This window comes from Streptomyces africanus (assembly GCF_030816955.1).
GTDB classification, from domain to species: domain Bacteria; phylum Actinomycetota; class Actinomycetes; order Streptomycetales; family Streptomycetaceae; genus Streptomyces; species Streptomyces africanus.
This window is the reverse complement of the sequence record NZ_JAUSYP010000001.1, coordinates 1,754,503-1,773,903: the sequence shown is the minus strand read 5'-3', so window position 1 is coordinate 1,773,903 and position 19,401 is coordinate 1,754,503. Positions and strand designations below refer to the sequence as shown.

The 19,401-nt window shown below is 72.6% G+C and carries 17 protein-coding genes and 3 pseudogenes; 11 read left to right on the top strand and 9 right to left on the bottom strand.

The window, feature by feature from the left end:
• Positions 1–35 precede the first annotated feature (35 nt).
• Positions 36–1,055, top strand: coding sequence for an ADP-ribosylglycohydrolase family protein (locus QF034_RS08340; protein ID WP_307174319.1), 1,020 nt, complete (start codon positions 36–38; stop codon positions 1,053–1,055).
• A gap of 183 nt (positions 1,056–1,238) precedes the next feature.
• On the opposite strand, the pseudogene QF034_RS08335 reads toward QF034_RS08340, so the two are convergent.
• Positions 1,239–1,346, bottom strand: a pseudogene (locus QF034_RS08335) (nucleotidyltransferase); the annotation flags it as partial.
• A 16-nt stretch (positions 1,347–1,362) separates the two neighbouring features.
• On the bottom strand, positions 1,363–1,776 hold the full coding sequence (locus QF034_RS08330) for a Rieske (2Fe-2S) protein (RefSeq protein ID WP_307174318.1): 414 nt from the start codon (positions 1,774–1,776) through the stop codon (positions 1,363–1,365).
• 188 nt (positions 1,777–1,964) lie between these two features.
• Between QF034_RS08330 and aroH the strand changes: the two genes are divergently transcribed.
• The 5 genes and pseudogenes from aroH (at position 1,965) to der (ending at position 6,427) form a co-directional block, all read left to right on the top strand.
• On the top strand, positions 1,965–2,327 hold the full coding sequence (gene aroH / locus QF034_RS08325; RefSeq protein ID WP_307174317.1) for a chorismate mutase: 363 nt from the start codon (positions 1,965–1,967) through the stop codon (positions 2,325–2,327).
• The gene (locus QF034_RS08320; protein ID WP_307174316.1) at positions 2,324–3,409 is read left to right on the top strand and encodes a prephenate dehydrogenase; all 1,086 of its coding nucleotides are present in this window, start codon (positions 2,324–2,326) and stop codon (positions 3,407–3,409) included. Before aroH ends, QF034_RS08320 begins: the two co-directional genes overlap by 4 nt.
• A 116-nt stretch (positions 3,410–3,525) precedes the next feature.
• Positions 3,526–4,207: pseudogene (gene cmk, locus QF034_RS08315) on the top strand ((d)CMP kinase).
• Positions 4,204–4,854, top strand: a complete 651-nt coding sequence (locus QF034_RS08310; RefSeq protein ID WP_307174315.1) for a lysophospholipid acyltransferase family protein — start codon at positions 4,204–4,206, stop codon at positions 4,852–4,854. Before cmk ends, QF034_RS08310 begins: the two are co-directional and overlap by 4 nt.
• Before the next feature lie 79 nt (positions 4,855–4,933).
• The gene (gene der / locus QF034_RS08305) at positions 4,934–6,427 is read left to right on the top strand and encodes a ribosome biogenesis GTPase Der (RefSeq protein ID WP_307174314.1); all 1,494 of its coding nucleotides are present in this window, start codon (positions 4,934–4,936) and stop codon (positions 6,425–6,427) included.
• Positions 6,428–6,498: 71 nt separating this feature from the next.
• Here the strand turns inward: der and QF034_RS08300 are convergent, their stop codons facing one another.
• Both QF034_RS08300 and QF034_RS08295 read right to left on the bottom strand, forming a co-directional pair.
• Positions 6,499–6,885, bottom strand: a complete 387-nt coding sequence (locus tag QF034_RS08300) for a hypothetical protein (RefSeq protein WP_307174313.1) — start codon at positions 6,883–6,885, stop codon at positions 6,499–6,501.
• An 85-nt stretch (positions 6,886–6,970) separates the two neighbouring features.
• The gene (locus tag QF034_RS08295) at positions 6,971–7,753 is read right to left on the bottom strand and encodes a DUF8842 C-terminal domain-containing protein (RefSeq protein WP_307174312.1); all 783 of its coding nucleotides are present in this window, start codon (positions 7,751–7,753) and stop codon (positions 6,971–6,973) included.
• 546 nt (positions 7,754–8,299) lie between these two features.
• Here QF034_RS08295 and QF034_RS08290 point away from each other — a divergent pair.
• Positions 8,300–8,947, top strand: coding sequence for a LysM peptidoglycan-binding domain-containing protein (locus QF034_RS08290; protein ID WP_307174311.1), 648 nt, complete (start codon positions 8,300–8,302; stop codon positions 8,945–8,947).
• A 69-nt stretch (positions 8,948–9,016) separates the two neighbouring features.
• Here the strand turns inward: QF034_RS08290 and QF034_RS08285 are convergent, their stop codons facing one another.
• Genes QF034_RS08285 through QF034_RS08275 form a run of 3 tightly spaced genes read right to left on the bottom strand, consistent with a single transcriptional unit; the run spans position 9,017 to position 12,816 of the window.
• A complete protein-coding gene (locus QF034_RS08285) occupies positions 9,017–9,658 on the bottom strand; it encodes an ATP-binding cassette domain-containing protein (protein WP_307174310.1) in 642 nt (213 codons plus the stop codon).
• A complete protein-coding gene (locus QF034_RS08280; protein ID WP_307174309.1) occupies positions 9,655–12,330 on the bottom strand; it encodes an ABC transporter permease subunit in 2,676 nt (891 codons plus the stop codon). Before QF034_RS08280 ends, QF034_RS08285 begins: the two co-directional genes overlap by 4 nt.
• A 9-nt stretch (positions 12,331–12,339) precedes the next feature.
• Positions 12,340–12,816: a hypothetical protein gene (locus QF034_RS08275; protein WP_307174308.1), complete on the bottom strand. Its 477-nt coding sequence runs from the start codon at positions 12,814–12,816 to the stop codon at positions 12,340–12,342.
• A 142-nt stretch (positions 12,817–12,958) separates the two neighbouring features.
• Between QF034_RS08275 and QF034_RS08270 the strand changes: the two genes are divergently transcribed.
• Genes QF034_RS08270 through QF034_RS08260 form a run of 3 tightly spaced genes read left to right on the top strand, consistent with a single transcriptional unit; the run spans position 12,959 to position 15,901 of the window.
• Positions 12,959–13,525: an MTB12 C-terminal domain-containing protein gene (locus QF034_RS08270; protein WP_307174307.1), complete on the top strand. Its 567-nt coding sequence runs from the start codon at positions 12,959–12,961 to the stop codon at positions 13,523–13,525.
• The gene (locus tag QF034_RS08265; protein WP_307174306.1) at positions 13,500–14,786 is read left to right on the top strand and encodes an ABC transporter substrate-binding protein; all 1,287 of its coding nucleotides are present in this window, start codon (positions 13,500–13,502) and stop codon (positions 14,784–14,786) included. The genes QF034_RS08270 and QF034_RS08265 overlap by 26 nt, the downstream gene beginning before the upstream one ends.
• A gap of 38 nt (positions 14,787–14,824) precedes the next feature.
• Positions 14,825–15,901, top strand: a complete 1,077-nt coding sequence (locus QF034_RS08260; protein WP_307174305.1) for a helix-turn-helix transcriptional regulator — start codon at positions 14,825–14,827, stop codon at positions 15,899–15,901.
• On the opposite strand, the pseudogene ctaD reads toward QF034_RS08260, so the two are convergent.
• A pseudogene (gene ctaD, locus QF034_RS08255) lies at positions 15,900–17,471 on the bottom strand (aa3-type cytochrome oxidase subunit I); the annotation flags it as partial. The gene QF034_RS08260 and the pseudogene ctaD overlap by 2 nt on opposite strands.
• Positions 17,472–17,899: 428 nt before the next feature.
• Between ctaD and QF034_RS08250 the strand changes: the two are divergent.
• Positions 17,900–18,115: an I78 family peptidase inhibitor gene (locus tag QF034_RS08250; protein WP_307174304.1), complete on the top strand. Its 216-nt coding sequence runs from the start codon at positions 17,900–17,902 to the stop codon at positions 18,113–18,115.
• 99 nt (positions 18,116–18,214) lie between these two features.
• On the opposite strand, the gene QF034_RS08245 is transcribed toward QF034_RS08250, so the two are convergent.
• On the bottom strand, positions 18,215–19,207 hold the full coding sequence (locus QF034_RS08245) for a phosphatase PAP2 family protein (RefSeq protein ID WP_307174303.1): 993 nt from the start codon (positions 19,205–19,207) through the stop codon (positions 18,215–18,217).
• Positions 19,208–19,401: the final 194 nt, after the last annotated feature.

The window sequence follows — 19,401 nt, the reverse complement described above, 5'->3', positions numbered from 1 at the left end:
GTCCTTCAGGGCGCGGGGACGGAAGGACTTCTGACATGACCACGCTCGTCTACAAGCAAGCCGCCACCGGAGCGCTCACCGGCCTCGCCCTGGGGGACGCGCTGGGGTATCCGACCGAGTTCAGTGATGTGGCGTCGATCGTCGCCAAGCACGGACCGTGGCGCGAGCTGGCGTTGCCGAAGAGGGCTTATGTCTCCGACGACACGCAGATGACGCTGGCCCTCGGACGGGCGGTGCGGACGGCGATGGACCGGGGGCTGCTCACGCCCTTGCGACTGGTCCGTCCCCTGCGTGAGGAGTTCGTGGACTGGTATCAGTCGCCGGAGAACAACCGGGCTCCCGGGCGCACCTGCCTGAAGGCCTGCTCGCTGCTGAAGGACGAATCCCGCCTCTGGCAGGACGCCAGTCAGATCCACTCCAAGGGCTGCGGCGCCAACATGCGGGTCGCGCCCCTGGGGCTGGTCCCCGGCCTGAGCGACGAACAGCGCGCGGGCGCCGCCCAGTTGCAGTCCGCCCTCACCCACGGGCACCCCACCGCGCTCGCCGCGTCCGACCTCACCGCGCACGCCGTACGGCTGCTCGCGCAGGGCGCCGAGCCGGCCGGGCTGATCGGTCTGCTCCGCTCGTACGCCCTGGAGAACCGCAGCCACTACCACGAGCGCTGGCTCGGCGACCTGTGGCGCCGCGCCCAGGACCCGAGCCCCGAGCAGTTCATCGCGCGCGGCTGGGACGAGTGCCTGGCGATCCTCGACCGGCTCCAGCACGCCGTCCGCACGGTCTCGCCCGAGGACGACCCGTGCCTGGCCACCGGCGAGGGCTGGATCGCCGAGGAGGCCCTGGCGACCGGGCTGCTGTGCTTCCTGCTCTTCGCCGACGAGCCGCTCACGGCCCTGCGCCGCGCCGCCTGCACCGCCGGCGACTCGGACTCGATCGCCTGCCTGGCCGGTGCTTTCGCCGGCGCGTACCTGGGCGCGGAGGCCTGGCCGGGCGAGTGGGCCGACCGGATCGAGTACCGGAGCGACCTGCTGACCCTCGGCGCGCTCTGGGACGCGTGAGGGCAACTGTTCGCGACCTCTCCGGCGCCCGCCACTACCGCGCAGCGGCGAGGTGCAGGCAGGAGGCCTCAGTCCTGCCGCCGGCTCCGGTCGTCCACGACGCCCTGGTCGACCTCGTCGTACGGTCCGCCTGCAGGGCGAGGCGCGGCGGGCGCGGGCGAGGAAGTCCTCCACGTGCCGCCGGTGCATCGCGTGCTTCCTGAGTGGGGCGCCGTTGGTGCGGACGTCGGCTTCCAGCTTGCGGCGCTGGCCGTACGCGCACCGAATGAACGTCTCATGGACCCGCCGGGACGGGGACCCTCCACCCTCACGTCAGGCGAACCGAGTTTCCCTCCACGGTGATCTGCTCGGCGGGCAGCGGCCGTGTCGCCGGGCCGTGGGCCACCGAGCCGTCGGCGACGTGGAACTTGCTGCCGTGACAGGGGCAGTTGATGGTGCCGTCGGAGACGGTCGTCACCGTGCAGCCCATGTGGGTGCAGATCGCGGAGAAGGCCTTGAACCGGCCCTGGTCGGGCTGGGTCACCACGACTTTCTCTTCCTCGAAGATCTTGCCGCCGCCCACGGGGATCTTGTTGGTGGAGGTCAGTGCCTTACCGGCCGGGGCGCTCGTCGACGTGGAGCCGTTGTCGTCGCCGCCCCCGCCGCAGGCCGCGACGAGCACCACCGCGCCCGTCGCGCCCGTCGCGAGGAGGACCGTGCGGCGTGTGGTCTCGTAAGTCATGTCGTCACTCCGAAGGTGCCAAAGATGAGTAAATCGGAATTCTCTGCATCTTTGCACCGAAAATACCCAAGGATCGGCAAGTCCGGTGTCTCATCGGATGGGCGCCGCGCACCCCGGCCGCGCGGGCTGACTAGGCTTGACACACAGAGCGACACGCAGTGACACGCACGTCAGCAAGGAGCATCGCCGTGGCGGTACGAGCGGTCCGGGGCGCCGTCCAACTCGAACGGGACGAGGCCGGGCACATGGACGAGCAGGTCGGAGCCCTGCTCGCGGCCATCCTGGAGCGCAACGGCCTCACCGCCGAGGACCTGATCAGCATCTGGTTCACGGCCACGCCCGACCTGCACAGCGATTTCCCGGCGGCCGCCGCCCGCAAGCTCGGCATCGTCGACGTCCCGCTGATCTGCGCCCAGGAACTGGACATCGAGGGCGCCATGCCGCGTGTCGTCCGCGTCCTCGCGCACATCGAGTCCGACAAGCCCCGTGCCGACATCGCGCACGTCTACCTCGGCGCCGCGGGCGCCCTGCGCAAGGACATCGCCCAGTGAGGACCGCACTCGTCATCGGAACCGGGCTCATCGGCACGTCCGCCGCCCTCGCCCTGTCCCAGCGGGGCGTCACCGTGCACCTCGCCGACCACGACCCGGAGCAGGCCCATACGGCCGTCGCGCTCGGCGCAGGCACGGACGAGGCGCCGGACGGGCCCGTCGACCTCGCGATCGTCGCCGCCCCGCCCGCCCATGTGGCCGACGTGCTCGCCGACGCCATGCGCCGCGGTGTGGCACGCGGCTACCTCGACGTCGCCAGCGTCAAGGGCGGGCCGCGCCGCGAACTGGAGGCCCGGGGTCTCGACCTGACGGCGTACCTGGGCACGCACCCCATGTCGGGCCGGGAGAAGTCCGGCCCGCTGGCCGCCACCGGCGACCTCTTCGAGGGCCGCCCCTGGGTGCTCACCCCGACCCGGGACACCGACACCGAGGTGCTGAACCTCGCCCTGGAGCTGGTCTCGCACTGCCGTGCCGTGCCGGTCGTGATGGACGCCGACGCCCACGACCGTGCCGTCGCCCTCGTCTCCCACATGCCCCACCTGGTCTCCAGCCTGGTCGCCGCGCGCCTGGAGCACGCCGAGGAGGCCGCCGTACGGCTGTGCGGGCAGGGCATCCGGGACGTGACGCGGATCGCCGCCTCCGATCCGGGGATGTGGATCGACATCCTCTCCGCGAACCCCGGGCCGGTCGCCGACCTGCTCACGGACGTCGCCGCCGACCTGGAGGAGACCTTGCGGGCCCTGCGCGCCCTGCAGTCCTCCGACGAGGACAAGCGCCGTGACGGCACCACCGGCATCGAGGACGTCCTGCGGCGCGGCAACGCCGGGCAGGTCAGGGTCCCCGGCAAGCACGGATCCGCTCCGCGGGTCTACGAGACCGTGGCCGTGCTCATCGACGACCAGCCCGGACAGCTGGCCCGGATCTTCGCGGACGCGGGCAGGGCCGGCGTCAACATCGAGGACGTGCGCATCGAGCACGCGACCGGGCAGCAGGCCGGTCTGGTGCAGCTGATGGTGGAGCCGAAGGCGGCACCCGTACTGAGTGCCGCGCTGCGGGAGCGGGGCTGGGCGATCCGGCAGTAGGGCATGCTGGACGTGGCTGACCGACGCGCGGCCGGACGAGTGACCCGCACCCAGTAACCTTGTGCGGGGCAGTCGCGCCCTCACCCCCGCCAGCCCGGTTCAGGAAGGTCCCCACAGTGGAAAGCGCCACGCCAGTGATTGTCGCCATCGACGGCCCCGCCGGCACGGGCAAGTCGAGCACCTCGAAGGCCGTGGCGGCACAGCTCGGGCTGAGCTACCTGGACACCGGCGCCCAGTACCGGGCGATCACCTGGTGGATGGTGAACAACGGCATCGACATCGACGACCCCGCCGCGATCGCCGCCGCGGCCGGCAAGCCGGAGATCGTCTCCGGCACCGACCCGCAGGCCCCCGCCATCTCCGTCGACGGCGTCGACGTGGCCGGCCCGATCCGCACCCAGGAGGTCTCCTCCAAGGTCAGCGCCGTCAGCGCGGTGCCCGAGGTGCGCGCCCGGATCACCGAGCTCCAGCGCTCGATCGCGGCCTCCCGCGGCGAACGGCATCGTGGTGGAGGGCCGCGACATCGGCACGACCGTGCTGCCGGACGCCGACCTGAAGATCTTCCTCACCGCCTCCCCGGAGGCGCGGGCCGCCCGCCGCAGCGGTGAGCTGAAGGGCGCCGACGTGCACTCCACCCGGGAGGCCCTGATCAAGCGGGACGCGGCCGACTCCAGCCGCAAGACCTCGCCGCTCGCCAAGGCGGACGACGCGGTCGAGGTGGACACCACCGAGCTCACGCTGGCCCAGGTCATCGAGTGCGTCGTCACCCTCGTCGAGGAGAAGCGGGCCGGGAAGTGACCGACCAGCTGCCTTCCCCGCGGGCCGCCGACGTCGGGCGGCGCATCGGCGTCGGCCTGATGTACGGGCTGTGGAAGCCGCGCGTGCTCGGCGCCTGGCGGGTGCCCACGACCGGCCCGGTGATCTTCGCCGTCAACCACTCCCACAACATCGACGGCCCGATGGTCATGGGCGTGGCGCCCCGGCCGACGCACTTCCTGATCAAGAAGGAGGCGTTCATCGGCCCGCTCGACCCGTTCCTGACCGGCATCGGCCAGCTGAAGGTGGACCGCGACACCACCGACCGCACGGCGATCACCCGGGCGCTCGGCGTGCTGCAGAACGGCGGCGCGCTCGGCATCTTCCCGGAGGGCACCCGGGGCGAGGGCGACTTCGCCTCGCTGCGCGCCGGGCTCGCGTACTTCGCGGTGCGCAGCGGTGCCCCGATCGTGCCGGTCGCCGTGCTGGGAAGTTCCGACCGGCGGGGACGGTTGATAAAGGCGCTGCCTCCGCTGCGGTCTCGCGTCGACGTCGTCTTCGGGGAGCCCTTCGCGGCGGGCGACGGCAGCGGGCGGCGTACGCGCAAGGCGCTGGACGAGGCGACCGGACGCATCCAGAAGCAGCTCGCCGCCCACCTGGAAAACGCCAGGCGCCTCACCGGGCGCTAGGCAACACTGAGTAGTGGATCAGCCGCAGGACAGCGGGTACTCCACCGACCACCACGATGAACGACGAGGTACGGACTTCATGAACGACCACACCCAGCCCGACGGCTCGGACGCCTACGAAGGCGCGCCCGAGCGCGACCACGGGGCGCTCGGCGACGCCGAGTACGCGGAGTTCATGGAGCTCGCCGCGGAGGAGGGCTTCGACCTCGAGGACGTCGAGGGCGCGATCGAGGCGGCCGGGCACGGCCCGCTGCCCGTCCTCGCCGTGATCGGCCGCCCCAATGTCGGCAAGTCGACCCTGGTGAACCGCATCATCGGCCGCCGCGAGGCCGTCGTCGAGGACAAGCCCGGTGTCACCCGCGACCGTGTGACCTACGAGGCCGAGTGGGCGGGCCGCCGCTTCAAGGTCGTCGACACCGGCGGCTGGGAGCAGGACGTCCTCGGCATCGACGCCTCCGTCGCCGCCCAGGCCGAGTACGCCATCGACGCGGCCGACGCCGTCGTCTTCGTCGTCGACGCCAAGGTCGGCGCCACGGACACCGACGAGGCCGTCGTACGGCTGCTGCGCAAGGCCGGCAAGCCGGTCGTGCTGTGCGCCAACAAGGTGGACGGCCCGAGCGGCGAGGCCGACGCGGCCTATCTGTGGTCCCTGGGACTGGGGGAGCCGTACCCCGTCTCGGCGCTGCACGGCCGGGGCACCGGCGACATGCTCGACCAGGTCCTGGAGGTGCTGCCGGAGGCGCCGCGCGAGACGTTCGGCGGGGGCGGCATCGGCGGACCGCGCCGCATCGCCCTGATCGGCCGCCCGAACGTGGGCAAGTCCTCGCTGCTGAACAAGGTGGCGGGCGAGGAGCGCGTCGTCGTCAACGAGCTGGCGGGCACCACCCGGGACCCGGTCGACGAACTGATCGAACTCGGCGGCGTCACCTGGAAGTTCGTCGACACGGCGGGCATCCGCAAGCGTGTCCACCTCCAGCAGGGCGCCGACTACTACGCCTCGCTGCGCACCGCCGCCGCCGTCGAGAAGGCGGAGGTCGCGGTCATCCTGATCGACGCCTCCGAGTCCATCTCGGTGCAGGACCAGCGGATCGTCACCATGGCCGTCGAGGCGGGCCGCGCGGTCGTCCTCGCCTTCAACAAGTGGGACACGCTCGACGAGGAGCGCCGCTACTACCTGGAGCGGGAGATCGAGACCGAGCTGGGCCAGGTGGCGTGGGCCCCGCGGGTCAACGTCTCGGCGCGCACCGGCCGCCACATGGAGAAGCTGGTCCCGGCGATCGAGACGGCCCTGGCGGGCTGGGAGACCCGGGTCCCGACCGGCAGGCTGAACGCGTTCCTCGGTGAGTTGGTCGCCGCTCACCCGCACCCGATCCGGGGCGGCAAGCAGCCGCGCATCCTGTTCGGCACGCAGGCGGGCACCAAGCCGCCGCGGTTCGTGTTCTTCGCCTCCGGCTTCATCGAGGCGGGCTACCGGCGTTTCATCGAGCGCCGCCTGCGCGAGGAGTTCGGCTTCGAGGGGACGCCGATCCACATCTCGGTGCGGGTCCGCGAGAAGCGCGGCAGGAAGAAGTAGGACGAAGCGGGCGCGAAACAGCGGAAGGGCGGCCCCGGGTGGGGCCGTCCTTCCGCTGTACGGTGCTCGCTTCAGACGCCGCGCCGACCCGGCGGCAGTGCGGCCGGCACGTGGTGCATCCCGGTGCCATGCGAGCCGACGGTCCCGACGCGCTGCCACTGCGGCTGCTGTCCGGCGGCATGGCGGGCGCTCTGGGCCCCCGCGCTGTAGGCACTGTACGAGTTGCTGTGCGGACTGCCGTACGAGCCTGTGCTGTGCGGGAGGTTCCCGAAGGCGGTGAAGCCGAGTTTCTCCTCGCCGCTGCGGTCGCCGGGAAGTGCGCGGAAGGACTTGACGTACTCGGCGTAGAGCGCGTCGTAGATCGGCGTGGCCGATGGGCCGCCCTGGGAGTCCTGAGCCGACCGTGCGGAGGGGATCGACGAGTAGGACTGGCGGCGGGGAACGTCGTATGCGTGCACGTATGTCCAAACGACCCCGCGGGTCAGGGGATGCGGCCCCGGTACGGCTTTCGCGTGGGTGCGGTCTGTCCGGGTGACGCGCCGCTCAGGTGCCGGCCAGCGGCAGCGCGGCGCCGACGAGCTTTCCGGTCGCCGCCGCCTTGTCCAGCGCGTCCCGCATCAGGTCCTCGCGCGGCTGCCGGCCGATCGAGCCGACCGGCGCGGCGAACATCAGTACCTGCTGGTGCTTGTTGGCGGCCGCGCGCCAGCCCTCGGTGACCTGGAGCGGCTGGTGGGCCTGCCACCAGGCCACCGGCTGGCCGCCGTTGCTGCCGGGCTGGAGCACCGCGTGCAGCCGGCCCACGGCGAGCAGCACCGACCAGCCGTGCAGCACGGGCGGTACGGCGGCCAGCTCGGTCATCGGCATGAAGCCCTGCTCGATCAGCAACGGCAGGAAGTCGTCGCCGGAGCCCGTGGTGCCCGGCCGGGCGATGGGCGCGGTCGGCTCCACCACCAGCGCCGGGTGCAGCTCCCCGGCGATCAGCACGAGTCCGCTGGTCACGCCGAGCACCGCCTGCTCGGGCACCACCTTGTCGGGCTCCAGGTCGACGGTGTCGCCGGTGATGGACTTCACGGCGCCCCGGAGCTGTTCCTCGGTGACCTGGACGACCTGCGAGGGCAGACAGCCGGCGTGGGCGAAGGCGAGGACGGCGGTCTCGTCCCCGATGAACAGGACGGTGCTGGTGCGCTCCTGCGCGGAGTCGCCCGGAGTGCGGCAGGACGTGCAGTCGTAACTGCCCGGGGCGGTCTCTCCGGCGAGCAGGCGGTCGGCTTCTTCGTCGCCGATCTCGGCGCGTACCTCGTCGCTGACGTCGAGCATGCGCGGCACGGGTGGCTCCCTCGGGGATGCGGTGCGTGGCAGGACCGGGGGTGGCTCCCGGTCCGTGGTCCGGGTGGGTCCCGGCTCATGAAGATGACAACGGGCGATCTGTGGCGGGAGTCACGCCCCAGGGCGAACGGAATCGAACCATCCAGCGCACAGGGTCACGCTCGGCGCGGAATCGCGCACTCACCGTCAAGTCGCGGGATTGTAAAGGGCGTTGAGAGGGTGAAGTGGGTCACAGGCCATCGGGCGCGTTGGTCGACATATCAGGAAATCCGGGAATGAAGTGGGTGTCCGGAAATGGCCGTTACCCGAGGTATCGGGGAACTGGCCTGGCATGACGGGCCACCGGTTGATGACGGCCCGTCAACTCCTTAGATTCCTCCGCCGTGTGCAGCGAGCACCGCTCGGGTACGTCCGCCGGCCGCGTGATTCTCCGGAACCACGCGCAGCACCACACCGGCGGACGGGGCGAGCGCGACCCACGCGCCCCATGGCGCGGGGAGTGGCGTTCCGCCTTGGGGGACCCCGGGTGTTTCGAGAGGGAACTACATGTCCGAATGTGCCGATACCACGCGCGACAACGCTCGGAAGAACCACGTTCGTACGACGGCGGTCCTCGCCGGCGCGGCACTGCTCGCGCCCCTCGGACTGCTCGCCGCGACCGGGAACGCCGCAGCGGCTGACAGCGGAGTGTGGGACCGCATCGCCCAGTGCGAGAGCGGCGGCAACTGGCACATCAACACCGGCAACGGCTACCACGGCGGACTCCAGTTCGCCCCCTCCACCTGGCGCGCCTACGGTGGCACGGCCTACGCGCCCACCGCCGACCGGGCGAGCAAGTCCCAGCAGATCGCCGTCGCCACCAAGGTCCAGCGCGCCCAGGGATGGGGCGCCTGGCCGACCTGCTCGGCACGCGCCGGGGCGAGCGGCAGCGCACCCGCTGCCTCCGCGGCGGCCGACCCGGTCACCTCCGTCAAGCCCGCTCCGGCGAAGCCCGCGAAGACGCCTGCGCGCTCCACGGCCGCACACCCGGACCGCGGCTCCTCCCGCGGCGACTACACCGTCCGCGCGGGCGACACCCTGAGCGGCGTCGCCGCCCGGCACGGCACCACCTGGCAGCACCTCTACGCCGCCAACAAGGCCGCCATCGGCGGTGATCCCGACATCATCGTGCCCGGCCTGCGCCTCGACATCTGAGGCGCTCCCCCTCGCCGGGACACGGGCCCCGTCCGGTCGGCCGACCGGACGGGGCCCTGGCGCGCCGGGTCAGTGGGGGAGCTCGCCCGCCTCGCCGGCGAACGCGACCGTCCCGCGCCGCAGTTCGTAGACGATCGCGGGCCGCTCCCGCAGGGCGGGCGGCAGGCGCTGCTCGGCGACCAGCACGCACGCGTCGAGCGCGCCCAGCAGCTCGTAGGTACGGGCCGCGACCGAGGGCGACATGCCCTGGGCGGGCTCGTCGACGAGCACCACGCGCGCGTGTGCCAGCAGCGCCCGGGACAGGGCGAGCATGCGCTGCTCCCCGCCGGAGAGCGTGCCGGCGCGCCGCTCCAGCAGGGGCCGCAGCTGCGGATAGGCGTCGAGGGCCGGGGCATGGTCGGGGGCGGCGAGTCCGAGGTTCTCGCGCACGGTGAGCGAGCCGAACACGGCCTGCCGTTCCGGGACCAGGCACAGCCCGCGCCGGGCCCGCTCGTACGCGGGTACGCGGGTCACGTCGGCGCCGTCCCACACCACGGCGCCGCCCGACAGGGGCACCGTGCCGGCCAGGGCGCGCAGGGCGGTGCTGCGGCCGGAGCCGTTGCGGCCCAGCAGCACGGTCAGGCCCGGACCGGGGGCGGCGAGGGTGATGCCGTGCAGGGCCTCCAGGGGGCCGTAGCGCACGCGCGCGTGGCGCAGGGAGACGGTGGTCATCGCCCGGCCGCCGATCCCAGGGCGTCCAGGACCCGGCCGGGCGGGCCGGAGGCGACGATCCGGCCCGCCGTCATCACGTGCACGACGTCGGCGAGGCCGGCGACGAGGTCCAGGTCGTGCTCGACGACGAGCAGGGCCGTGCCGTCGGCGGCCAGGGCCTTCAGCACCCGGGCGAGGGCGGCGACTTCGGTGGAGTCGAGGCCGGCGGCGGGCTCGTCGAGCAGCAGGACGCGCGGGGCGCCCGCGAGGGCCCGGGCCAGTTCGACGCGGCGCAGCGTCCCCGTGGGCAGCCCGGCGGCGGGCAGCGCCCGTACCGGCCCGTCGAGACCGAGCAGCCTGAGCGTCCGCTCCACGGCACCCGGATCGGTCACCCGGCCCTGTTCGGCGCCCACCCGGACGTTCTCGGCCACGGTCAGCGACGGGAAGACGGCCAGTCGCTGGAAGGTCCGCGCGACACCGAGCCGGGTGCGGGCGTGCGCGGGCAGGGCGGTGATGTCCCGCCCGCCGAGGCGCACCTCGCCGCCCGCGGGCCGCAGTGTGCCGGCCAGACAGTGGAACAGGGTGCTCTTTCCGGCCCCGTTGGGGCCCACGATCGCGGTGATCCGACCGGGGGAGACGTCCAGGCCGACCCCGTCGAGGGCGGTGAAGCCGCCGTAGTGGGCGTGGAGGCGGCGGGCCGTGAGGAGGGGGGAGGCGGGAGCCGACGGTGTCGAGGTGCCCCGGAAGGCCGGTGGCCGGCTGCTCCGGTGGTATGCCGCAGGTGCTGTCGCCCCTGTCGCTGTCGCGCCCGCCGGCGCCGTCCGGGCCGCCCGCCGCTCCACCGGGCGCAGCAGCCCGCGGGCCCGGGCTCCCGCCGGTGTGAGGGCCGGTGCGCGGCGCGGGCGCAGGCGGTCCGCCGCCGTTCGCAGGGCCTCGTACGGGCCGCCGGGGAAGCGGCCCACGAGGACCGCCAGGACGCCGATCAGGGCCGCCGCCACGCCGCCCCGCGCGCCCGCGTCCAGACCGACCAGGAGAGCCGCGGCGCCGAGGGCGCCGAGGGCGCTGTCGGCGCCCAGCACCACGACCGCCGCGAACCACAGCAGACCGCGCACGGGGTCGTAGGCGGCGGGGTCGAAGGCGCGCAGGCCCATGCCGAGCATGCCGCCGCCCAGCGCGGCGAGCGCGGCCCCCGCGACGAAGGCGAGCAGCTTGAGGGACGGCACCGGGACGCCCGCCGCCTGCGCCCCCGCCTCGTGGTCCCGCATGGCCGCGAGGGCCCGGCCCGTCCGCCCCCGGCGCAGCGCGTGCGCCGCCGGCAGCGCGAGCGCCAGCAGGAGCAACTCCAGGACGTAGTACGCGCGGTCCCCCTCGAAACCCGCCGGGCGGCCCAGCGACAGGCCCGACGTGGCGTACGGCTGGTCGAAGACGAAGCGGCTCACGCCCACGCCGACGGCGAACGTCGCCAGCGCCAGCGCCAGGCCCCGACGGCCGATCGCCGGCCAGCCCGTGAGCAGGCCGAGCGGCGCCACCAGGACGACCGCCAGCGCGAGGGCCGCCAGCTCCGGCACGGCCGGCAGGCCCGGGAAGCGGCCCGCCGCCAGCAGCGCGGTGAACAGGGCGCCCAGCCCCGCGTACGCCGCCTGCCCCAGGGAGATCTGGCCACCGCGGCCGGTGACCACCACCAGGGACAGCAGGACGACGGCCAGCGCCGGCACCTGGATCGACGTGTGCAGGTCCCGGCCGGCGAGGCCCAGCGGGAGCAGGAACAGCACGGCCGCCACGATCCACGCGCCGGGCGGGGTCGCAACCCGGGCGGTGGCCGTGCGCGGCAACGCGTCACGCGTGCCCACGCCCGGCAGGACCAGGGCCGCGACCAGCAGGGCGACGACGAACAGGTTCGTGCCGGCCGTCTGCAGCAGCGGCGCGCCCCACCCGGACGGGTGCAGCCGCGTGAGCTGGCTCTGCGCCACCCCGATGCCCAGCGCCACCACCACGGCGACCGGCAGGCTCCGCATCCGCGCGGCGACCGCGACCGCCACGACCTCCATCACGAGCAGCGACAGCCCGTACGGGTCGAGCCGCACGTACGGCGCCAGCAGGACGCCGGTCAGGCCCGCCGTGAAGGAGCCGAACGCCCAGCCCGCCGCCGCGACCCGGTCCGCGTCGATGCCGCCCAGCACGGCGAGCTGCCGGTCGTCGACCACGGCCCGCAGCTCCCGCCCGAACCGCGTCCAGCGGACGACCGCCGCGACCCCGGCGGCCAGCACCAGCACCACCGCCAGCTGCCCCCACGGCTCGTCCGGCACCAGCTCCGGCGCGTCGTCCCGCGCCCCCTGCCCCCACAGCAGCGCCGCCCCGCCCACCAGCAGCACGAACACCCCGATGGACGCCACCAGCGTCTGCGCCGGGTCACCGCCGAGGACCGCCAGGGGCCGGAAGACGAACCGTTCCAGTACGACACCCAGCCCCGGCGCCAGCACGAGCAGCGTCACCGCGGCCGCGAGCCACAGCGGCCAGCCCCACTCGACCACGCACTGCCGCAGCACGTAGGCGCACACCATGGCGATCGCGCCGTGCGCGAAGTTCAGCACCCCGGTCGCGCGGTACGTCACGATCAGGCCGATCCCGGTCAGCGCCGCCGCGCTGCCCACCGACAGGCCGGCCAGGGTGAGCTCGTACGTCAGCGAGGACATGGCCCGGGCTCAGTCGGTCTCTTCGGCGGGCTCGCAGATCGGGCACGGGCCCAGCTCGCCGCTCGCCACCAGCTTGGAGTCCACCGGAACCGCCTCCGCCTTCCCCGCCACCAGCGGGCAGTCCGCGCGGTGCCACAGCGTGCCGCCCGGCACCATCAGCAGCTCGCCGCTGACCGCGAGGGGCGCGAGCGCGGCCTGCCCGGTCTCGTCCTCATCCGCCGGCTGGGCCGCCACCAGCAGGCCGTACAGCTCCTCCACGCGCGCGGCGGCGATCGAGTCCCGGCCGCGGGCCAGCAGCACCGCCCCGGAGACGATCAGGGCAGCGCCGGGGACCGTGCAGGAAGCGAGGTAGGGCAGCTGCCGTTCGGCGAAGCGCTCCCCGGAGACGCCGTACCAGCCGACGACGCACAGTACGGCGCCGGCGGCCAGCGCCGCCCAGCCGGCCCACAGGACGGGATGCACGGTCCGCAGTCGGCTTGTCCGCATCGCTGCTCCCACACGTCGGTTGTCCGGGCACGCGCCTGGCCGCCTGTTCAAGTCCGCCGCTCGCTTGCACTATGCCCCTTGGAAGCTGACCCTGAAAGAACCGGGCGCTCTTGGCCCGGACCGACACCCGGTGGTGAGCCAGATGGTTCTCGGCAGCGACCTCAGGCGGGGGAAAGCGACACGGGTCCCACGAGCCGCCGGACGGGGTACGGCGATCGCGGCCGCCCTGATCCTGGCCCTCGCCCCGGTCCTCGCGGCATGCAGCGACGACAACGGCGGCGGCAGCAGCGGGAGCACGCCGCCCACACCGACCGCGGAGCGGACCACGAGCGCACCGGCCAGCGCACCGGCGGACCGGGCCGCGGCCGAGACCGAGATCAGGCAGAACTGGCAGAAGTTCTTCGACCCGAAGACCTCGACCGAGGACAAGCAGGCCGTCCTGGAGAACGGCGACCGGATGGGCCCCGTCCTCAAGGCCTTCAGCGGTGACGAGCGCGGCGGGCAGGTCCAGGCGAAGGTCACCGGGATCGAGTTCACCTCGGCGACCGAGGCGGACGTGACGTACACGCTCACCCTGAAGGGCGCCACCGTCCTGCCGGACGCCTCCGGGACGGCCGTCGAGCAGAACGGCACCTGGAAGCTGTCCGCCAAGACGCTGTGCGCGCTGGTGCAACTGAGCGGCAATGCGTCGCCGGTCCCGGGCTGCTGAGGCCCTCGCCGCGGCGCTGCTGCTCGCCCTGAGCGCGGCCTGCGGCAGCCGGCTCCCGGAGAGCGACTTCGAGCACGACGACCGCAGCTCCGCGCCCCGCGACTCCGCGCCCCTGCGGGTCGGCATCATCACCAGCGCCACCAGCCCGGTCGGCGGCAACGCCTTCACCGGCCCGCGCGACGGCGCCGGGGCCTGGTTCGACCGGCTCAACGCGCGCGGGGGCATCGACGGCCGCCGCGTGGAGGTACGCCGGTGCGACGACGGCGGCAGCGGCGTCGGCAACAACGAGTGCGTGCACCGGCTGGTCGAGGAGGACGAGGTCGTCGCCCTGGTCGCCACCACCGCCCTGGACTACGCGGGCGCCTCCCGCGTCTCCCGCGCGCGCGTGCCCGACATCGGCGGCCAGCCCATCGGCAGCGCCTACGACACCTACCCGCACCTCTACGGCATCTACGGCAGCCGCGCCCCGCGGGACGGCACCACCGGCTGGGACGGCAAGCTGTACGGCGGCACGGAGGTCTACCGCTACTTCAAGCGCGAGCACGGCGCCCGGACCGCCGCCGTCGTCTCCTACAACCAGTCCGCGTCCGCCGCCTACGCCCGGCTCGTCGAACGGGGCCTGCGCGTCGAGGGCTACAAGGTCGTCACCGAGCAGGTCGACTTCGCCCTGCCCAACTTCCGCGCCGTCGCGGCCGACCTGAAGGAACAGGGCGCCGACCTCGTCTTCGACGCCATCGACAGCCACGGCAACGCCCGGCTGTGCCAGGCCATGGACGAGGTCGGCGCCCACGTCACCGCCAAGGTGACCAACGTGCAGAACTGGGCGTCCACCGTCGCCGACGACTACAAGGCCGCCCCGCGCTGCCGCAACGCCCTCTGGGCGACCGGCTCCAGCCGCAACTACGACGACACCGGCCACCCGGCCGTACGGGAGTTCCGCGAGGCGACCAAGGACCTGAAGACGCACTCGCAGTGGCAACTGGAGGGCTGGGCGGCCGCCCGCTGGGTCACGGACGCCGCGCGGTCCTGCGCGAGGACGGGCATCACGCGCGCGTGCGTCGACGCCTACATGAACCGCAGCGAGGGATACACCGCGGGCGGACTGCTCCTGCCCGTCGAGTTCGAGCGGCGCGCCGAGCCGCCGAGGACCGTCCGGACCTGCCTGTCGGTGGCCCGCTGGCAGGACGGCAGGGGCTGGGTCGGCCAGGGGGACATGAACCGCACCTGCTTCGACGTCCCCCAGTTGGCGTACGCGCCTTGAGGACAGCGGCTGACCGCAAGGGCTGGCAGACTCGCCCCATGTTGGAGACCTCGGCACGCCTGCTGCGCCTGCTGTCCCTGCTCCAGGCCCACCGCGAGTGGTCCGGCCCCGACCTGGCCGAGCGGCTCGGCGTCAGCGCCCGCACCCTGCGCCGGGACGTGGACCGGCTGCGCGAACTCGGCTACCCGGTCAACGCCAGCCCCGGCACGGGCGGCGGCTACCAGCTGGGCGCGGGCGCCGAGCTGCCGCCGCTGCTCCTGGACGACGACGAGGCCGTCGCCGTGGCGGTCGGGCTGCGCACGGCGGCCGGGCAGGGCATCGAGGGCATCGGAGAGACCTCGGTCCGGGCCCTCGCCAAACTGGAACAGGTGCTGCCCGGCCGGCTGCGCCGCCGCGTGGGAGCCCTCAACGCCTTCACCGTGCCGATGCTGCGCGGTCCCGTACCCGACGCCGTCGACCCGGCCGTGCTGACCGAGCTCGCCCACTTGTGCCGGGACGCCGAGCGCTTGCGCTTCGAGTACCGCGGCCTCCCCCACTCTCGAACAGACTCGAGCGGGGGGACCCCCATCGGCACCCACAGCCGCCGCAGTGTCGAACCGCACCGCCTGGTGTGCACCGAGCGCCGCTGGTACCTCGTCGCCTGGGACCTCGACCGGCAGGACTGGCGCACCTTCCGCGTGGACCGCATCACGCCCCGGCCGCCGCACGGCCCGCGCTTCGAGCCGCGCGAGGCGCCCGCCGAGGACCTCGCCGCCTACGTCTCCCAGGGCGTCTCCACGCGCGCGTACGCCACCCACGCCGTCGTGCGGCTCCTGGCGCCCCTGGAGGAGGCCGCCGCGCACATCTCGCCCAGCGCCGGGGTTCTGGAGGCGGAGGGCCCGGACAGCTGCCTGCTGCGCTGCGGGGCCGGGAGCCTCGACGTGATGGTGATCCACGTGATGATGCTGGGCTTCGAGTTCGAGGTGCTCGAACCCGACGAGCTGATCGGGGCGATCAGGAAGGTTCGCGACCGGCTTGATGGCGCTCTGGCTCGGGCTGCGCAGTCACCGCCGCGTACCGCGGATGGTGCAGGTCGAACGCCGGCGACTCCGACCGGATCCGGGGCAGCACCGTGAAGTTGTGCCGGGGCGGCGGGCAGGAGGTCGCCCACTCCAGGGAACGGCCGTAGCCCCAGGGATCGTCGACCTCGACCTTCTCGCCGTACCTGGCGGTCTTCCACACGTTGTAGAGGAACGGCAGCGTCGACATGCCGAGCAGGAACGCGCCGATCGTCGACACGGTGTTGAGCGCGGTGAACCCGTCCACGGCGAGGTAGTCGGCGTACCGGCGGGGCATGCCCTCGGCGCCCAGCCAGTGCTGCACCAGGAACGTGGTGTGGAAGCCGGTGAAGAGCGTCCAGAACTGGATCTTGCCGAGCCGCTCGTCGAGCATCTTGCCGGTGAACTTCGGCCACCAGAAGTAGAAGCCGGCGAAGATCGCGAAGACGACCGTGCCGAAGACGACGTAGTGGAAGTGCGCCACCACGAAGTACGTGTCCGTCACGTGGAAGTCCATCGGCGGCGACGCCAGGATCACCCCGGTCAGCCCGCCGAACAGGAACGTCACCAGGAAGCCCGTCGCCCACAGCATCGGCGTCTCGAAGGACAGCGAGCCCTTGAGCATCGTGCCGGTCCAGTTGAAGAACTTCACGCCCGTCGGTACCGCGATCAGGAAGCTCATGAACGAGAAGAACGGCAGCAGCACCGCGCCCGTCGCGAACATGTGATGCGCCCACACCACCATCGACAGGCCGGTGATCGCCATCGTCGCGCCCACCAGCGTCAGATAGCCGAACATCGGCTTGCGGCTGAAGACCGGGATGATCTCCGTGATGATGCCGAAGAACGGCAGCGCGATGATGTACACCTCGGGATGGCCGAAGAACCAGAACAGGTGCTGCCACAGGATCGCCCCGCCGTTGGTCGCGTCGAAGACCTGCGCGCCGAACCGCCGGTCCGCCTCCAGCACCAGCAGCGCCGCCGCCAGCACCGGGAACGCCATCAGGATCAGGATCGACGTGAACAGCGTGTTCCAGACGAAGATCGGCATCCGGAACATGGTCATGCCGGGCGCGCGCATCCCGATGATGGTGGTGATGAAGTTGACCGCGCCGAGGATCGTGCCGAAGCCGGACAGCGCCAGCCCCATGATCCACAGGTCGGCGCCGATGCCGGGTGTGCGCTCCGCGCTGTTGAGCGGGGCGTAGGCGAACCAGCCGAAGTCGGCCGGTCCGGAGGGCACCACCAGCGAGCCCAGCACGATCAGACCGCCGAACAGGAACAGCCAGTACGAGAACATGTTCAGCCGCGGGAAGGCCACGTCGGGCGCGCCGATCTGCAAGGGCATCAGCTCGTTCGCGAAGCCGGCGAAGGTCGGCGTCGCGAACAGCAGCAGCATGATCGTGCCGTGCAGCGTGAAGGCCTGGTTGTACTGCTCGTTGTTGATGATCTGCAGTCCGGGGCGGGCCAGCTCGGCGCGCATCAGCAGCGCCATCACCCCGGCGATCAGGAAGAACACGAACGACGTGATCAGGTAGAGGTGACCGATCTTCTTGTGGTCCGTCGTGGTCAGCCAGTCGACCACCACCCGCCCGTGCTGCTTCCTCGGCACGGGCCGCGCCGTCGCCTGTACGGTCTGTGTCCCCATCGCTCGCTCGCCCCTTCGCTCATCGCGTGCCGGGCCCGCCGAAGCCCGCGTCGCGTACCCGCGAGCTCACGCCATGATGCGCGCGTCACCGAGCGCTCCGACAGGGGGCGTACCGGCCTCTGCGTGCCGAAGCCAGGCATTTCCTGTGCGGCGGCGGCTGAGCCGGCCCGGTGCGGCGCCGGAATGGAATGGGGTCCCGAGGTCACTTCTCCCGGAACTTTCCGCCGGGCCTTTCCATGGGCTCATGTGACACGCGGAAATTTCCGATCGAATACCTGCGGAAGGCCTACGGAACCGCTCGTCCGTGTGACGGACAGCATCCGAAACACCTGTCGTGATCTTGTGACAGAAGCGTGACAGCGGAGGGACAGGGACCGGGTCACGGGCCCGGACTTCCGCGGTCGCCGGGCACGGCATAGCGTGGCGGCATGGCACCGATTCCGACACCTTCCGCGGAACCCGACGACAGCCCGGACACCTATGTCGGCCTGGAGGCCGACCGGGCCGAGAGCCTCGCGCGTGAGCGCGGCTGGCCGACGGTGCGTGCGCTGCCGCCGGGGGCGATCATCACGATGGAGTACCGCGTGGGCCGGCTGAACTTCGAGGTGAAGGGCGGCCGGGTGGCGCGGGCCTGGAAGGGCTGAGACACCCCGAGGCCCCGGTTCCGGAGCGGAACCGGGGCCTTCGCCGTGCCCGGACGGGGTGTGCGCACCGGGCCGCCGTCCGTCGTGGCCGGCCATCCGTCAGGGGCGGGCCGAGGAGGAGGCCGAGCCGCGCGGGTGCCGCTCCGTGTGCGGCGGGCGGCGGCTGCCCGCGGGGGTGATCGGCGTGCGCTCCGAGCGGGTCGTGTGCGGTCCCGGCGCCAGGTAGGCCGGGGCCCGGGGGGAGCGGGCCGCGACGTCGTCCCGGTCGGCGGGCAGCGGCGTGACCACCACGGGCGGCGCGTCGGCCGGGACGGCGTCCGGCGCCATAGGGCGCCGGCGGGCCCGCCAGCGGTCGCGCAGGTCGAAGATCTTCGCCTCGGAACGGGCGATCAGCGGCTCGAACCACGGCAGGCCGAGCAGGATCAGCAGCCCCGCGACCCAGCCCAGCAGTACATCGCTCAGCCAGTGCGTACCGAGGTAGACGGTGGCCATCCCGACGCCGAGCGAGGTCACCGCGGACACGGCGGACAGCCAGCGCTGCGCTCTCGCGCTGGAGGCCAGGTAGGCCAGGATCCCCCAGGTCACCACGGCATTGGCGGTGTGACCGCTCGGAAATATATCGCCGCCGCGCCACATCTCGTTCGAGCCGATCACGGTCGCGTAGTGCGGTCCCAGGCGGCCCATGCCGTACTTGGCGGCGCCCACCGTGATGTTCAGCAGGAGCAGCGAGACGCCGAGGGCGAGGAGCGGACGCAGGGTGTGCTGCCGCCAGGAGCGCCAGCCCAGCCAGGCCGCGACCATCACGGCGGTCGGGCCGCGCTGGCCGAGGACCACGTAGTAGTCGACGAACCAGTGGATCTCCGACCACTGCTGATACGGCCGGAAGAACATGACCTGCCAGTCGAGCCGCACCAGCCAGGACGTGATGATCACGGCCCACACGATCGCGCCGTAGAAGGCCAGGGTCGCCGCGAAGAGCACGATGCGGTGCCTGCTCATCTTCGGCACATCGATGTGGGCCGGTCGTTCCGGCTCACGGTCCAGCCGGGCGAACACCCGGTCCAGACGGGTGAGCTTCGGTTCGGTACGCACCCAATCGACGTTACAGCGAGTGAGCTCGGATCCCCGTCGAATCAACGGCTTTGTGATGACGATGTGATGTGGGATTCCTCTCAGGAGGAGGTTTATTTCCAGCGAATCCGTAATCGCCGGGCGCTGCGACCTTCAATTCCTTTGATCATTCCGGATGGGGGTTTTATTGGGCTTTTGAATTCGTTCACCGGGGC

What these genes read in the sequence shown, in the direction of transcription:
- QF034_RS08340 (WP_307174319.1), top strand. Translation starts at nt 36, where the DNA reads ATGACCACGCTCGTCTACAAGCAAGCCGCCACCGGAGCGCTCACCGGC.
- QF034_RS08330 (WP_307174318.1), bottom strand. Translation starts at nt 1,776, where the DNA reads ATGACTTACGAGACCACACGCCGCACGGTCCTCCTCGCGACGGGCGCG.
- der (WP_307174314.1), top strand. Translation starts at nt 4,934, where the DNA reads ATGAACGACCACACCCAGCCCGACGGCTCGGACGCCTACGAAGGCGCG.
- QF034_RS08290 (WP_307174311.1), top strand. Translation starts at nt 8,300, where the DNA reads ATGTCCGAATGTGCCGATACCACGCGCGACAACGCTCGGAAGAACCAC.
- QF034_RS08285 (WP_307174310.1), bottom strand. Translation starts at nt 9,658, where the DNA reads ATGACCACCGTCTCCCTGCGCCACGCGCGCGTGCGCTACGGCCCCCTG.
- QF034_RS08280 (WP_307174309.1), bottom strand. Translation starts at nt 12,330, where the DNA reads ATGTCCTCGCTGACGTACGAGCTCACCCTGGCCGGCCTGTCGGTGGGC.
- QF034_RS08275 (WP_307174308.1), bottom strand. Translation starts at nt 12,816, where the DNA reads ATGCGGACAAGCCGACTGCGGACCGTGCATCCCGTCCTGTGGGCCGGC.
- QF034_RS08270 (WP_307174307.1), top strand. Translation starts at nt 12,959, where the DNA reads ATGGTTCTCGGCAGCGACCTCAGGCGGGGGAAAGCGACACGGGTCCCA.
- QF034_RS08265 (WP_307174306.1), top strand. Translation starts at nt 13,500, where the DNA reads ATGCGTCGCCGGTCCCGGGCTGCTGAGGCCCTCGCCGCGGCGCTGCTG.
- QF034_RS08260 (WP_307174305.1), top strand. Translation starts at nt 14,825, where the DNA reads ATGTTGGAGACCTCGGCACGCCTGCTGCGCCTGCTGTCCCTGCTCCAG.
- QF034_RS08250 (WP_307174304.1), top strand. Translation starts at nt 17,900, where the DNA reads ATGGCACCGATTCCGACACCTTCCGCGGAACCCGACGACAGCCCGGAC.